Here is a 13,835-nt window from a genome sequence, read left to right on the forward strand (position 1 = left end):
TCGCCGCAGCCTCTTTCTTGGTCCGGGCGACCACCGAGAGCTTCGGGGCCTTGGGCCCGGCGGCGGCCAGCTCTTCCCGTTCCCTCTTGATCGTCTCGACGATTCGACGACCCTCTTCCGGGGTCATCTGGCCGTGGACGACCTGGTCGTCCACCATGATCACCGGGGACAGGCCGCAGGCCCCGAGGCAGGCCACTGTCTCCACGGTGAAGGCCAGGTCGGGCGTCGTCAACTCATCTTCCTTGAGGCCGGCGGCCTCATGGACGGCAAAGTTGACCTTCTCGGCCCCCCGGACGTGGCAAGCCGTCCCGTTGCAGACCTTGATCACGCACTTGCCCTTGGGACTCAGGGAGAACTGAGCGTAGAACGTGGCCACGCCGAAGACCATCGCCGGCGGTAGCCCGAGGGCGGTGGCGACGTAAGTCATCACTTCTTCGGGCAGGTAACGGTACTCGGCTTGGACGTCCTGAAGGATGGGCACCAGGTTGTTCACTTTCCGTTGATGCCGGTCGAGGATCTCGTTGAGTTTGCTGAACTGACGGGGTGCGTTCAGTTGCGACGAAGGTAGCACGAAGGTGACCCCCTGTGTTGAGATCTTTTCTGCGGCTGAGCTGGGATGGCTGCGACGGTTGCGGAGGCGGCCCTGGGCCGGGGCCTCACGGCGGGAGGTCAGAAGGTCGGCGGAGAGATGGTCCAGAGCACCCGAGCCTCGGTCTCCCCCGGGTTCCGCAGGGACGTCGGCCGTTGGAAAAGGAAGTATCCCGCGTCGCCCACGGCCAGTTCCAGGGCGCGGTCGCCGAGGGTGACCTCGACCCGACCATCGAGCACCAGTAAGAAGTCCTCATGGTCGTGGACGTTGAGGTTTTCGTCATAGACCGCCCCCGGTCCCAGGGTCAGGATGACCGGTTGCATCCGCTTGTCGCGGGACCCGAGGAAGGTCAGGAGTTCGACGTTGACCCCCTCAGATGACGTGACCAATCTCTTTCGACGGTCCCTCCGGACCACCAGCCAATCCTCGGGCAGGTTGTCGTCGGTCAGGACGGAGACGCGCGTCCCCAGGGCCATCGCCATGGCCTTGAGGGTCGAGAAGGAGGGCGAGACCCGGCCTTGTTCGAGTTGATAGATGAAGCTCGGGGAGACCCCGACTTTCGCGGCCAGGTCGCGAACGCTTAGGAGCTGATTGAGGCGCATCTTCTTCAATCGGGAGCCTAGGTCCATGCCCAAGGCCTCCTTTCCGGACCAAGTCGTGGCTTCCTGGGAGAGAGTGCCGCCGAACGGGAGGGGAAAGAGAGACAAAGGCAAGAATTGCCCGAAGAAACTTGTGAAGCCTTTCACTAAGTATTATACATCGCTACTGTAAAGTTGTAAAGTGAATACCTAGTGTGACTGGCCGTATGCGTCAGAAGCAAGGCCGTAGGCAGTCAACATTCGATTTTCTGACAACGGGAACTTCCTGGCCAAGGCGGGCAGCGACGGCGGCGTCTTCATCTGCAAGGTCGGGATCCACGGGGCGGTCTTTTCCGTCCACGGGGTCGGCGGTTCAAGGAGGAATGCAGCGCAGTACCGTCGAAAGCCGATTTCCGAACGCCAACGGGTGACAGATTAGGGATGGGCCTCGTTCGCAGGGAGGAGAGATAATCACCGTGTCCGAAACCATCGATCCGCGCCTGGCCGCTCAGCCTGGATATTGGAACGCGCTGTTCAAGGGGGCCAGTGACGCCTACCGGACCTTGCCCGTCTCCCAGAAAGTCATCGACGTGACCGACTTTTTCCTCGCCAACGGGGCGGCGGACGTCGTCGATGTCGGTTGCGGTCTGGGCCGTTGGGTGATCCACCTGGCCAGGCAAGGCCTGAGGCCGACCGGGGTCGACATCGTCAAGCGGGCGATCGAGATGGGCCGGCGCTGGGCGGCCGCCGACGGGCTCCAGGCCGACTTTGCCGTCGCTTCGGCCACCGCCCTCCCGTTCCCCGACCATCGCTTTGACGGGTACGTCGGCTCAAACCTCCTCGACCACCTGGGAGTGGAGAACGCCCGCGAGGCCGTCGCCGAGATGCGGCGGGTCCTTCGTCCGGGCGGGGTCTTCTTCCTCTCCTTCGATGTCCCGGAGGCCGAACCGGACAAGCACGAGACCCTGCCGGACGGCTCATGGCACTTCACCGAGGGGTCCCGGGCCGGCCTCATCTGGCGGCCCTTCAGTGACGACGAGATCAGGGGGCTCCTAGAGGGGCTCGAGATCCTCGACCTGATGACCGTCGAAAGCGGGGCCAGGTGGGTCTTCGGGCGGGCCCCGGAGGGCCATTGATGCGACTATACAACCGTTTCATCCATTCGAGCGCGGAGAAGGTCGGCGATGACCGCCTCGTCCTGGAGGCCGCCTTCATCGACTTGGTCCATGAGCTCAACGTGACCCTCGAGGTCCGACTGCCCGACCGGGTGATCATCGGAGCCCGGGCCGAGGTCCAGCGAGCTCCCTATCCCGTCTGCGCCGACGTGGCCGCCAAGATTTCCGGGCTGGTCGGCCACCCGGCCGACATGGGCATCGGGCGGGCCGCCAAGGAGGCCCTGGGCGGCCCGCAGGGCTGCTCACATCTCTTGGAACTGGCCCTGGAAGCCGTCCGTTCGGCCATCCAGTCCGAGTTCGTCGAGACTGGGATGGGCCTGTCACCGGACGAGAAGGTCGAGATCTACCGGCGGAAATGGAAGGACACATGCTACGCTTATTCGCAGGACTAAGGCCGGCGCGGCCGACGAAGGAGGGATGACCGGTGGAGGATAAGCGGGAGCGGGTCAGGCTGACCAAGCTCACCTCGAAGGCCGGCTGAGGCTGCAAGATCGGTCCTGCGGACCTGGCGCAAGTCTTGCGCCAACTACCCCCGGGGGTCAAGGACCCCAATCTTCTCGTCGGTCATGACACCCTGGACGACGCGGCCGTCTACCGCCTCGGCCCCGATTCTGCCCTGGTGCAGACGGTCGACTTCTTCACCCCGGTCGTCGACGACCCGTACGACTTCGGGCGGATCGCCGCGGCCAACGCCCTCAGCGACGTCTACGCCATGGGGGCCCGACCCTTCATGGCCCTCAACATCGTCGGCTTTCCCACCAGTCGCCTGGGCTCCGACATCCTGGCCGAGATCCTGAGGGGCGGGGCCGACATCCTCGGCGAAGCCGGCGTGGTCCTGGCCGGCGGGCACTCCATCGACGATCCTGAGCCCAAGTACGGCCTGGCGGTGACCGGCCTGGTCCACCCGGAGCGGGTGGTCGCCAACGCCGGGGCCCGGCCGGGGAACCTTCTCTACCTGACCAAACCCATCGGCATCGGGATCATCACCACGGCGATCAAGCGCGATCTGGCCGGCGAGGACGTCATCCGCCGGGCCACGGCGATCATGGCCGAGCTCAACCGGGGGGCCGCCGAGGCCATGCTGGAAGTGGGAGTGGACGCCTGCACCGATGTGACCGGCTTCGGTCTCGCCGGCCACGCCTCGGAGATGGCCCGGGCCAGCCGGGCCGACCTGATGCTGTCCTTCCCCCGCCTCCCGGTGCTCACCGAGACCTGGGAATTCGTCCGCCGGGAGGCCGTCCCCGGCGGGACCAAGAACAACCTCAAGTACTTGACCGACCCGGCCAACGGACCGGCCGGCGGACCCCTGGTCGACTTCGACCCGGGCCTCGACGGCGAGGTCAGGCTGGTCGTCTGTGACGCGGTGACCTCCGGAGGCCTGCTCATCTCCGTTCCCCCCGAGCGGGCGGCGGCCCTGGAGGCGGCCTTTGCCGCCAAGGGCGTCAAGGGTGCGGCCAGGATCGGGGAGGTCGTCCCCGGCCCGGGACGGGTCCGCGTCCTGCCGGGAACACCGGCCTGAAGGAGGCAAAATGAGCCTGAGGCTGGCCCACGAACCGGCGGCGCCGGATGACCCGCTCATCCAACGCTACCTGCACGACTTCGAGCGGGTGGCTTCTTTCTATCGCTACGACCCCCGCTCGGCCGAATCCATGGCCGAGCGGCTCGAGTTCGTCACCGCCACCTATGATCGGGATCGCCGCCGCCTGGTGGAGACCCTGACCGACTACAACCGCCGCCTGGGAGCTCCGGGCGAGACCCTTGAGCAGATCGGGCACCTCCTGCGCCCGGACTCGGTCGTTGTGGTCGGGGGGCAGCAGGCCGGGATCCTCACCGGCCCGCTCTACACCGTCTACAAGGCCATCACCGTTATCCAACTGGCCGGCCGGCTCCAGACCGAGCTGGGCTGCCCGGTCGTGCCCGTCTTCTGGGTGGCCTCCGAGGACCACGACTTCGCCGAGATCGATCACTTGGACATCCCGGCCGACGAGGTCAGGCGGCTTCACCTCGAGCCGCCGGCCGGGGCCGGCGAACGACGGCCCATCGGCGCCCTGCCGGTCGGTCCCGAGGTCCACCGGTTCATCGATTTGCTCGACCAAACCGCTCCCCCGAGCGAGTTCAAAGGACCCATCCTGGGGGGCGTCAGGGAATCCATGGCCGCCGGCGGGAGCCTGGCCGACTTCTTCGGCCGCCTGATGTTGCGGCTCTTCGGCCACCACGGTCTGGTCCTCGTCGACCCGCGCCTTGGGGGCCTCAGGGCCATGCAGTCCGGCTTCTTCCGGACGGTCCTCGGCCTGACCGGGGAGATCAACGAGGCGGTCGAGGCCGCCGGGCGGGCCCTCGACCGCGACGGCTACCCCCGGCAGGTCGAGAAGGAAGCGACCCACGCCCACCTTTTCATCGACGTGGACGGTGAGCGCCTGCCGCTCTTTAGGGAGGGCCCGGGCGACGACGGCCCGCGTGGCGCCGCGGCCGCCGGCGGATCCACCTTCGTTGCCCGAAGGGGCCGCGACCCCATTCGACGTTATTCCGTCGCCGAGCTCAAGGCTACTGCCGGCGACGACCCCGGGCTCTTCAGCACCGACGTGATCACCCGTCCGGTCGCTCAGGACCACCTCCTGCCGGTCCTGTCCTCCGTGGACGGCCCCGGGGAGATCGCCTACCTGGCCCAGGTGAAGGGGGTCTACCCGCTCTTCGGCCTGGAGATGCCGGTCATCTTCCCGAGGGTCAGCGTGACCCTGGTCGAGCGCGGGGTGGCCAAGATCCTCGAGAAGTACGACCTGTCCCCCCTTGACCTGGCCGGTGACCCGCGGGTCAGGCTGGAAGACTTCCTGCGGTCGCTCGACCGGGTCGGCGTCGAAGCCGCGGTGGGCCACCTGAGAGGGGAGATCGCCGATCGCTACCGGCGCTGCTGGGAAACGCTGGCGGCGGTCGACCGGTCCTTGCCCGGCCTGGGGAAGAAGAACCTTCAGCGGGTCCTGGACGAACTGGGTTGGTTCGAGCGCAGGGCCGTGGAAGCCCGCAACCGGGCGGCCGAGGACGCCGCCCGCCAGTTCGCCAAGGCCGCCCTCAGCCTCTTTCCGGGGGGCCACCGTCAGGAGCGGGTCTTCAACGTCTACCCGTACCTTTTCAAGTACGGGGAGGGCCTCATCGGTCAACTCATGGCGCTGCCATTGCTGGCGGGAAACGGCCTCCGGCTGGTCTACATCGAGTGAGGGCCCGCGGGCAGTTGGGGCCCGGGCCAGGAGGCGGCCGATGGAGGAAGACGGCTCACGATGACCGAATCTCTCAGGCGGCATCGCTCTAACGAAACCCTCCAAAGGACGTGAAGCGATCGTGCTCGACCTACTGATTCGGGGCGGCCTGGTCATCGACGGCACCGGGCGGCCGGCCCGTCCGGGCGACATCGGCGTTGTCGGCGGGGAGATCGTCACTGTGGGAACCCTCGAAGGCAGGGAGGCCAAGGCGACTCTGTCGGCCGAGGGTCGGGTCGTCGCCCCCGGGTTCATCGACATGCATTCCCATTCGGACCTTTCCCTGCCGGTTCATAATCGGGCCGAGAGCTCGCTCGTCCAGGGGATCACCACGGAATTGGTGGGCAGCTGTGGCTGGTCCCTGGCTCCCCTGAAGCAGGAGACTCTCGACTCGGTGGCCAGAGGCCTGGTCAAGGTCCTGGTCGGGCCGAAGACCTATGAACGGATGACCCTGGGTTGGCACTCCTTCGGCGAGTACCTGGACAGCCTGGAACGGAAGGGTATCGGGGTCAACATCGCCCCCCTGGTGGGGCAGAGCCTGATCCGGGCCCATGTGGTCGGCCGGGAGAAGCGGCCGCCGACCAGGGGAGAGATGGCGGCCATGAAAGACCTCCTCCGGGCCTGCCTGGACGAAGGGGCTTTCGGCTTCTCGACCGGTCGGGCCTACCTCCCCGGCGGCAACGCCCGGACCGAGGAGATCATCGAGCTGGCCAAGGTGGCCGCCCAATACGGCGCCCTTTATACCTCGCACATCAAGAGCGAGGCCGCCGAGCTATTGGAGGCGGTGGCCGAGGCCATCACCATCGGCCGCGAGTCCCGGGTCAGGGTCGAGATCTCGCACCACAAGGCAGTCGGCCCGGAAAACTTCGGTCGGGTCTTCGAGACCCTGGCGATGATCGAGAAGGGCCGGGCGGATGGGATCGACGTCAACGCCGACGTCTACCCGTATTGCTTCGCCCAAGTCTTCATGCTCCACGGCTCCTACAACCTGGAGTTCGAGGACGTGGAGCCGGCCGTCCTGGCGGACAGCCTGAGGGACAAGGCCGGGCGGGCCGCCCTGCGCCGTAAGCTCGAGGAGTCGGCCAAAGAGCGGGGGCGCGAGTTCCTCATCGGCCGCCACTACGTCGTCATCGAAGCCCCGAGGCACCCCGAGCTAGAAGGGCACACCCTCGATGACGGTGCCCGGCGGGCCGGCAAGGACCTCTTCGACTTTTGCGCCGACCTGCTCTTGGAGGAAGACCTGAAGGTGACCATCGCCGCCAACATGAGCGAGGCGGATGTGCGAGCCATCCTCAAGCACCCGATGGTCATGGTCGGAACCGACGCCTTCGCCATCGATTTCCCGCTCGGCGAGGACACCCCGATCCATCCCCGGCACTACGGAACGTTCCCGCGGGTCCTCGGCCACTATGCCCGCGACGAGAAGCTCCTCCCGCTGGAGGAGATGGTCGCCAAGGCCACCGGCCGGGCGGCGGTCAAGCTCGGCCTGACCGACCGGGGGTGGGTCAAGGAAGGGTGCTGCGCCGACCTCGTCGTCTTCGACCCGGCCGGGATCAATGACGAGGCCACCGGGCACCGGCCCTACGCCCCGCCGACGGGCATCGACTGGGTCATCGTCAACGGGCAGGTGGCCGTCGACCACGGCCGGCGGACCGACGCCCTGTCGGGGAGGGTGCTGCGAAGGCCGTAGAGTGGGGGCGCTCAGAGGTCCCTCGGCCTGACGAAAAAGCGTCGCCCGGCTTTCCGGGCGGCGCCTTCATTTTCCGTTGCGGGGGTCAAGCGGATATGGCGGGCCTGGGGGAGGTGTTCGCGCCAATGCCCGTGAGCGTTGACCAGCCCCCAGTCGGCGGCCTCGCTCTTCGAACTGAGCTTGCCTTCCCGCACCCAGCAAAGGAGTCTGGCCGCGCTCTCGAAGCACTTTCTGAACCAACCAGCCGAGCTCGTTCCGTTCCCAGCCCGGTTCGCCACTCGTCCCCCACCACAGGGCGGAACCGGTTACGGCCGGGTCCGGCATCGACTCGGGGAGGAAAGCCCCCTCCAGCATCCGGGCCAGAAGACCCAGGTCGCCGGAGCCCGGGGCGAGGTCATCGAAGACCACCGAACCGTGGAGGATGAGCGATGTGAGCCTATCTCCCAAGGCTCCCCTGATCAGGTGGAGAAAGAGCTCCAGGGTCAGGTTCAGCTCCGGGTCACGGAACTTGTGGGCCAACAGGAAGGTGCCCACCTGCCCACCCCCTACCTCAGGCGGCGCAAGGCCGCCCGGGCCTCCTTGCTCCAGTTGCTCCGGGGGTAACGGTCGCAGAGCCGCTCATAGGCCGCCCGGGCCAGCTCCGCGTCTCTGAGCGTGGCCTCATAGAGATGGGCCGCGTGGAAGAGCGCCTCAGGGGCCAGCGGGTCGTTCGGGTAACGTTCGGCGAAGCCTTCGAACCCGACCACTGCCTCATAGGGGAGGCGCAGGTTCATCTGGGCGACGGCCCGGTAGAGTTGGGCCTTGCGGGCGGCGCTGGTCTCCGGGTAGTCCTCGGTCAGGGTCTCCAGGTCGCGGAGGGCCCTTTCCACCGGCCCACGGTCGCCGCCGATGGCCAGCCACATGGCCGCCAGCGAGGAGCCGCGCCGAGCCTGGGACATGGCCCGGTCGAGGATGGCCGAGGCCTGCTCCTCCCGTTCGGCCGGGGTGGCCACGTCGGGGGAGCCCCGGCGGGACGGCCACAGCGAACGGTAAGCCGGCGATTCGGACCACTCCTTGAGCCGGCGGACGCGGCGGGCGACCATCGGGTGACTGGCGAAGGTCTGCACCGGGCCGGCCAGGGTGTGCTGTTCGGCCTGCTCAATCTGGCGGAGATACTCGTCATAATTCAGCCGCGAGGCCAGTTCCTTGGAGCCCACGGCCAACTTGATCAGGGCCATCGAGGACGTCCGCAGGTCCTGGGCGGCGATCAGCCCGGCGCGGTCGGCGGTCAGCTCGGCGCTGCGCCTCCAGGTCTCCAGGGCGGCTCGGGCCGGGATGACCAGGAGCTGGGCCAGGGGCAGGAAGCGCTGACCGATGGCCAGAGCCTGGTTGGCCAGGATGTAGGCGGTGGTCAGATAGAGGACGTGCTGGCTCTTGATGTGGCCAATCTCGTGACCAATGATGTAGTGCAGTTCCTCCCCGTCGAACCCGTCCACCAGGGCTGAGTGGAGGATGATGAAGGCCTGGTCGACCCCGAAGGTCATGGCGTTGAAATACGGGTCGTGCTTTATGAAGACATCGGGTGTCTCGAGGTTGAAGATGCGGGCGCACTCCTCGGTGATCTCGTGGATCTCCGGGTACTGCTGCGGACCGACCTTCACCGCATTGCCGAGGAGCTGAGCCTTGAGAGCCGGCTCGTTCCAGTTGGTGATCATCGCCCGGACCGTGGCGATGACGGGGCTGGCCGCCTTGAGCAAGTCGGTGGCCCGGGTGTCGTCGGGGTGCTCGTATTGATAGGCCATCAGGCCGCGCGGCGTCTCGCGGTTCGGGGCCGGGCCAGGGGCCGCGCCGGATCCCGGGCCCACCTTGTCGGTCCCGGACGCGTCATCCGGCCCCGGCCGGGACCCGGCCAGCTTAGCCCCACACTTCCAGCAGTAGATGGCGTCGGCGGCGACCTTGGTGCCACATTGCGCGCAGAACACGGGGATCACTCCTCGCCTCGGTCTGGTCGGGGGTTTTAGAAGGTCATCACCGAACGGACGATGTCCCCCCGGCTGACAATGCCGACGAGCTTGTTGTCCTTGTCCACGACCGGGAGCCGCTTGATCCGGCGGTTGACCATGATCTGGGCCACTTCTTCGACTGGGGCGTCGGGACCGATTACGGTCACCCGCTTGATCATGACCTCGGAGACCTTCAAGCCCATGACCCCGGCGACCTGCTCCTCGAGGGAAGCGGGGGGCTCATAGTTCAGGTAGACCCCGTTCCCGAGCATGTCCAGGATGACCGGAATCTGGCTGGTCCGGGCAAACCGGATGAGGTCGCCCTCGGTGATCATCCCGACCACCCGGTTCTGGCCGTCGATGACGGGGAGACCGCTGACGCGGAAGTCGGTCAGGAGCCTGGCGACGTCGCGAATCGTGTCCTCCCGGCGGACGCTGATGACGGAGCGGGTCATGATCTCCTTGACCGTCATGCCAATCCCTCCCAATTGAGAATTCTATGCCCCCCGACGGCCCCCGTCAAGCCGCCCAAAGCCTTCCGGCGCTTGACAGGAGCGGGTTTGCGGCGATAGGATGAACCCGGTGGCCGGCGATGGCCCGACGGCCCCCGGGCTTGAGGGGTGTCCCCTATCCCCGAAGAAGATCCGCGAAAAGGGTGATCCTGTGGACCTGGTGAAGATGGCCGTCAGACGGAGAGTGACGGTGATCATGGGCGTCCTGGTGCTTATCATCCTGGGCGCCGTTTCTTATGGGCGCCTGCCGGTCGATCTTCTGCCGAACATGAACTTTCCCGGCGCCGCCGTCATCACCACCTACTCCGGGGCCGGCCCGCAGGAGGTGGAGAACCTCGTCACCAGGCCCATCGAAGAGGTCCTCGGCCGGGTCACCAATGTCCGCCGGATCAGCTCGACCTCCCAGGAAGAAACCTCGGTCGTCGTCGCCGAGTTCGAGTGGGGCACAAACATGGACTTCGCCACCCTCGACATGCGGGAGAAGGTCGACCTGATCAAGCGCTACCTCCCCGCCGACGTGACCGCCCCGATGGTCGTCAAGTTCGACCCGTCGATGATGCCGATCATGATGATCAGCCTGACCGGAAGTCAGGGCCAGGTCGGCCTGAGACAGATGGCTGAAGAGACGGTCAAGCCGGCCCTCGAACGGGTCGAGGGGGTCGCCTCGATCAGCGTCGTCGGCGGGCAGACCCAGGAAGTCCTGATCTCCGTAGACCAGTCGAAGCTCCTGGCCAGCGGGGTTAGCTGGAGTCAACTCTCCGGCGTCCTGCGGGGCCTGAACATCAACCTCCCGGGGGGCCGGGTGACCGACAAGGGTTTCGACTACCTGGTCCGGTCGATGGGGACGGTGGAAAGCCTTCAGGACCTGAAGGACCTGATGATCGGGATTAGGATGTCCGCTTCCGCCGGCCGCCTGCCGGCCGGGATGGGCCGCTCGACGGCCGTCCCGCAGCCGGTGCGCCTGTCCGACGTGGCCGAGGTGACGCTGGCAACTCCCGACACCCGGGCCCTCTCCCGTCTCAACACCACCGACAGCGTGGTCCTGGCGGTCCAGAAGGCGGCCATGGCCAACACGGTCCAGGTGGCCGCCAAGGTCCGCGACCGCCTCGAGGCGATGAAGCCCGACCTGCCAGGGGGAGTCAAGGCCCTGGCGACGATGGATCAGTCCGACTTCATCAGCCGGGCCATCGACACCGTCACGGGCAACGCCTGGCAGGGTGCCCTCCTAGCGGTGGCCATCCTCTTCCTGTTCCTGTGGGACCTGCGGAGCGTCATCGTCATCGGCCTGGCCATCCCGATCTCGATTATCGGCACTTTCGTCCTGATGTACTTCGACCACCTGACCCTCAACCTGATGACCCTGGGGGGTTTGGCCCTCGGGGTCGGGATGCTGGTCGACAACGCCATCGTTGTCCTGGAGAACATCTTCCGGCGGATGCAGGAGGGTGAAGCCCCGGTGGAAGCGGCGATCAACGGCGGCCGCCAGGTGGCCATGGCCATCACCGCGTCGACCCTGACGACGGTGGTCGTCTTCCTGCCGGTTGTCTTCGTCGGCGGGATGTCCGGGATGCTCTTCCGGGAACTGGCCCTGACCGTGACCTTCTCCCTGCTGACCTCGCTCCTCGTCGCCCTGACCTTCGTCCCGATGGCCGCCGCCATCCTCTTCCGGAGAGGCGAGCGGTTCATCCGGAAGCGGGAAGGATGGCTGGTCATCGGCTACCGGCGGGCCCTGGCCTGGGTCCTCGGCCACAAGGCCCTGGTCTTCCTCCTCGGGGCGACGGTCTTCGCCGTCTCCCTGCTCGGCGCCACCCACATTGGCGGCGAGTTCATCCCCAAGATGGACCGGGGCGAGTTCGACATCAGCGTGACCATGCCCAGCGGAACCACGATCGAGGAGACCGACCGGGCGGTCAAACGGATCGAGGAAGTCGCTCAGGCCCTCCCGGAGAAGCAGTTCATCACGGCGACCATCGGTTCGAGCGGCGGCGCGATGGGGTTCAGGGGTTCCTCGGGCACGCCGGACGTCGCCTCGGTCTCGGTCAAGCTGGTCCGGCAGAACCAGCGGACCAGGTCGACGGCCGAGATCATCGAGGCCGTCCGTAAGCAGCTGTCGTTCACCTCGCTATCCGGCGCGAGGGTCGGCATCGAACAGACCGACCCGTTCTTCGGGTCCGGGGGGCTCCTCCAGCCGGTAGAGGTCCTGGTCAAGGGAAAGGACATCGGCGTCCTGAGGGACCTCAGCGAACGGATCGCCGGCAGGCTGACGGCCATCCCCGGCCTGAACAACATCGACACCAGTTTCCGCCAGGGCCGCCCGGAGCTCACGATCGCCTATGACCGCGACAAGCTTGCCCAAGGCGGCCAGTCGGCGTTGCTCGTCGGCTCCCTGGTCAAGGCGGCCGTCCAGGGCGACACGGTGGCCACCTTCAAGCTGGGGGACCAAGACCTTGACGTGGTCCTGAGGCTTCGCCCGGAGGACCGAGGAAGCCCGACGGCCGTCTCCGAGCTGACCTTCATGTCGGCCGCCGGACGACCGTTCAAGCTCAAGGACGTCGCCACCATCAGCCAGGGGACCGGCCCTGACACCATCCAGCGGGAGCAGAACCAACGGGTGGCGACGATCAACGCCGGGCTCAGCGGCCGCGACCTCGGCACGGCCATCAATGACGTGAAAAAGGCCGTCTCCGAAATCGCCCTGCCCGACGGATACAGCGTCGAGTACAGCGGCGAGTACTCCGAGATGCAGGACGCCTTCTCCGGCCTGACCCTGGCCATGGTCCTGGCCGTCATCCTCGTCTACATGGTCATGGCCTCCCAGTTCGAGTCCCTCCTGCACCCCTTCGTCATCATGTTCACCATGCCGATGGCCATCATCGGGGTGATGGCCGCCCTGTACTTCGGGCACCTGCCGTGGTCGATCCCCTCGATCATCGCCTCTATCGTCCTGGCCGGGGTGGTCGTCAACAACGCCATTGTCATGATCGACTTCATCAATCAGCTCCGGGCGGATGGCAGGGACCGCGAGGAGGCCGTCCTGGTCGGGGCGGCGGCCCGCCTGAGGCCGATCCTGATGACCACTCTGACGACCATCCTTGGGCTCATCCCGATGGCGCTGGTCACCGGCGAGGGCACCGAGTTGACCAAGCCCCTCTCGCTGGTCCTCATCGGCGGCCTGTCGACCTCGACCCTGCTGACCCTGTTCATGATCCCGATCATCTACACGTTCTTCGACCTCGTCGCCGGTGTCTTCAGGCGTCGTCCGGCGGCCCAGGCGCCCTTGGGTGACGGCGGCAGCCGGACCTGACCACGAGCGGTCAAGGGGAAGACGAAGCCACCGTTCAGGGGCCCGATCGAGCCCTCTGGCCGGTGGCTTGTTCGTTGCTTCGGGGCGAGGGCTCAACGCCATTCAAGCGGCTTCCCGTCGAGGAACACCTGACGTAGGGCGGCTCGTCCGAAGTGGTCGACCAGGGCCTCCACCGTCAGGCTGGAGGCCTGGCCTTCGATTCCCTTGCCCTGACCCTCCGGCAGATAAAACTGCTCGATGCCATACCTCAAGCTGACTCTGGCCGGCTGGGATTGGGTCCGGCCGGTTCCGTCGGCCGCCGATCCTGGGTCGTACCACATGACCTTAGCCTTTGCGGCCATCTCATCGTCTCCGACCCGGGGCCTCCGGATGGTGACCGCCATCGCCTTCCAATAGGGATTGCCCTTCTTCAGGGTGACCCAGACTAGTTGACCCCGCTTATACGGCCCACCGGTGATGGCCACCCGGTCGGACGTCGGCTGGGAGATTTCGTAGTTCAGCTGGACATAGCGTCCGCGGAGCGGGTCCCACGGATCGATCGGGGCCGTCTTCAGCAGCACGGCCCGACCGGTGGCGACGGTGAAACCATGCAGGCCGACCATCCCGGCCAGGACCAGCAATTGGACGGCGACGGCCAGCCAGAACCTGGTCTTAGTGGGCATCGACCCCACCCCCCATCGCCCGCATCCAGCGGCGCCGATTCCGTTCCAAGAGCCAGCCGCCAGCTACCAGGATGACCCCACCCAGGATGAAG

11 protein-coding genes and 1 pseudogene are annotated in these 13,835 nt (G+C 66.7%); 6 read left to right on the forward strand and 6 right to left on the reverse strand.

Features of this window, described 5'->3' with window-relative positions; genetic code table 11:
* Positions 1-100: 100 nt before the first annotated feature.
* Together VGL40_04660 and VGL40_04665 are read right to left on the reverse strand one after the other, a co-directional pair.
* Positions 101-571 (reverse strand): annotated as a pseudogene (locus VGL40_04660) (NAD(P)H-dependent oxidoreductase subunit E).
* A gap of 98 nt (positions 572-669) precedes the next feature.
* Positions 670-1,218: an XRE family transcriptional regulator gene (locus VGL40_04665; GenBank protein ID HEY3314558.1), complete on the reverse strand. Its 549-nt coding sequence runs from the start codon at positions 1,216-1,218 to the stop codon at positions 670-672.
* A gap of 425 nt (positions 1,219-1,643) precedes the next feature.
* Here VGL40_04665 and VGL40_04670 point away from each other — a divergent pair, with 425 nt between their 5' ends.
* The 5 genes from VGL40_04670 (at position 1,644) to VGL40_04690 (ending at position 7,283) form a co-directional block, all read left to right on the forward strand.
* Positions 1,644-2,303 (forward strand): class I SAM-dependent methyltransferase, encoded by a 660-nt coding sequence (locus tag VGL40_04670; protein ID HEY3314559.1) that lies wholly within the window; start codon positions 1,644-1,646, stop codon positions 2,301-2,303.
* On the forward strand, positions 2,303-2,734 hold the full coding sequence (locus tag VGL40_04675) for a DUF2889 domain-containing protein (protein ID HEY3314560.1): 432 nt from the start codon (positions 2,303-2,305) through the stop codon (positions 2,732-2,734). The genes VGL40_04670 and VGL40_04675 overlap by 1 nt, the downstream gene beginning before the upstream one ends.
* A 32-nt stretch (positions 2,735-2,766) precedes the next feature.
* On the forward strand, positions 2,767-3,861 hold the full coding sequence (gene selD, locus VGL40_04680; GenBank protein ID HEY3314561.1) for a selenide, water dikinase SelD: 1,095 nt from the start codon (positions 2,767-2,769) through the stop codon (positions 3,859-3,861).
* Positions 3,862-3,871: 10 nt separating this feature from the next.
* Positions 3,872-5,554, forward strand: coding sequence for a bacillithiol biosynthesis cysteine-adding enzyme BshC (gene bshC / locus VGL40_04685; protein HEY3314562.1), 1,683 nt, complete (start codon positions 3,872-3,874; stop codon positions 5,552-5,554).
* A gap of 121 nt (positions 5,555-5,675) precedes the next feature.
* Positions 5,676-7,283, forward strand: a complete 1,608-nt coding sequence (locus VGL40_04690) for a D-aminoacylase (protein HEY3314563.1) — start codon at positions 5,676-5,678, stop codon at positions 7,281-7,283.
* A gap of 66 nt (positions 7,284-7,349) precedes the next feature.
* Here the strand turns inward: VGL40_04690 and VGL40_04695 are convergent, their stop codons facing one another.
* The 3 genes from VGL40_04695 to VGL40_04705 are packed head-to-tail and all read right to left on the reverse strand — an operon-like array spanning position 7,350 to position 9,738.
* Positions 7,350-7,817 carry a hypothetical protein gene (locus VGL40_04695; GenBank protein HEY3314564.1) on the reverse strand — a complete coding sequence of 156 codons (468 nt, stop codon included), beginning with the start codon at positions 7,815-7,817 and terminating at the stop codon, positions 7,350-7,352.
* 11 nt (positions 7,818-7,828) lie between these two features.
* Positions 7,829-9,244, reverse strand: a complete 1,416-nt coding sequence (locus VGL40_04700) for a M48 family metalloprotease (GenBank protein HEY3314565.1) — start codon at positions 9,242-9,244, stop codon at positions 7,829-7,831.
* 35 nt (positions 9,245-9,279) lie between these two features.
* Positions 9,280-9,738: a CBS domain-containing protein gene (locus VGL40_04705; GenBank protein ID HEY3314566.1), complete on the reverse strand. Its 459-nt coding sequence runs from the start codon at positions 9,736-9,738 to the stop codon at positions 9,280-9,282.
* Positions 9,739-9,928: 190 nt separating this feature from the next.
* Here VGL40_04705 and VGL40_04710 point away from each other — a divergent pair, with 190 nt between their 5' ends.
* On the forward strand, positions 9,929-13,081 hold the full coding sequence (locus tag VGL40_04710; GenBank protein ID HEY3314567.1) for an efflux RND transporter permease subunit: 3,153 nt from the start codon (positions 9,929-9,931) through the stop codon (positions 13,079-13,081).
* Between the two features lie 92 nt (positions 13,082-13,173).
* Here VGL40_04710 and VGL40_04715 read toward each other — a convergent pair whose 3' ends face one another.
* Positions 13,174-13,743 carry a GDYXXLXY domain-containing protein gene (locus VGL40_04715; protein HEY3314568.1) on the reverse strand — a complete coding sequence of 190 codons (570 nt, stop codon included), beginning with the start codon at positions 13,741-13,743 and terminating at the stop codon, positions 13,174-13,176.
* Between the last annotated feature and the right edge of the window lie 92 nt (positions 13,744-13,835).

It is taken from the genome of Bacillota bacterium, assembly GCA_036504675.1.
Lineage (GTDB): Bacteria > Bacillota > Sulfobacillia > JAJYWN01 > JAJZPE01 > DASXUT01.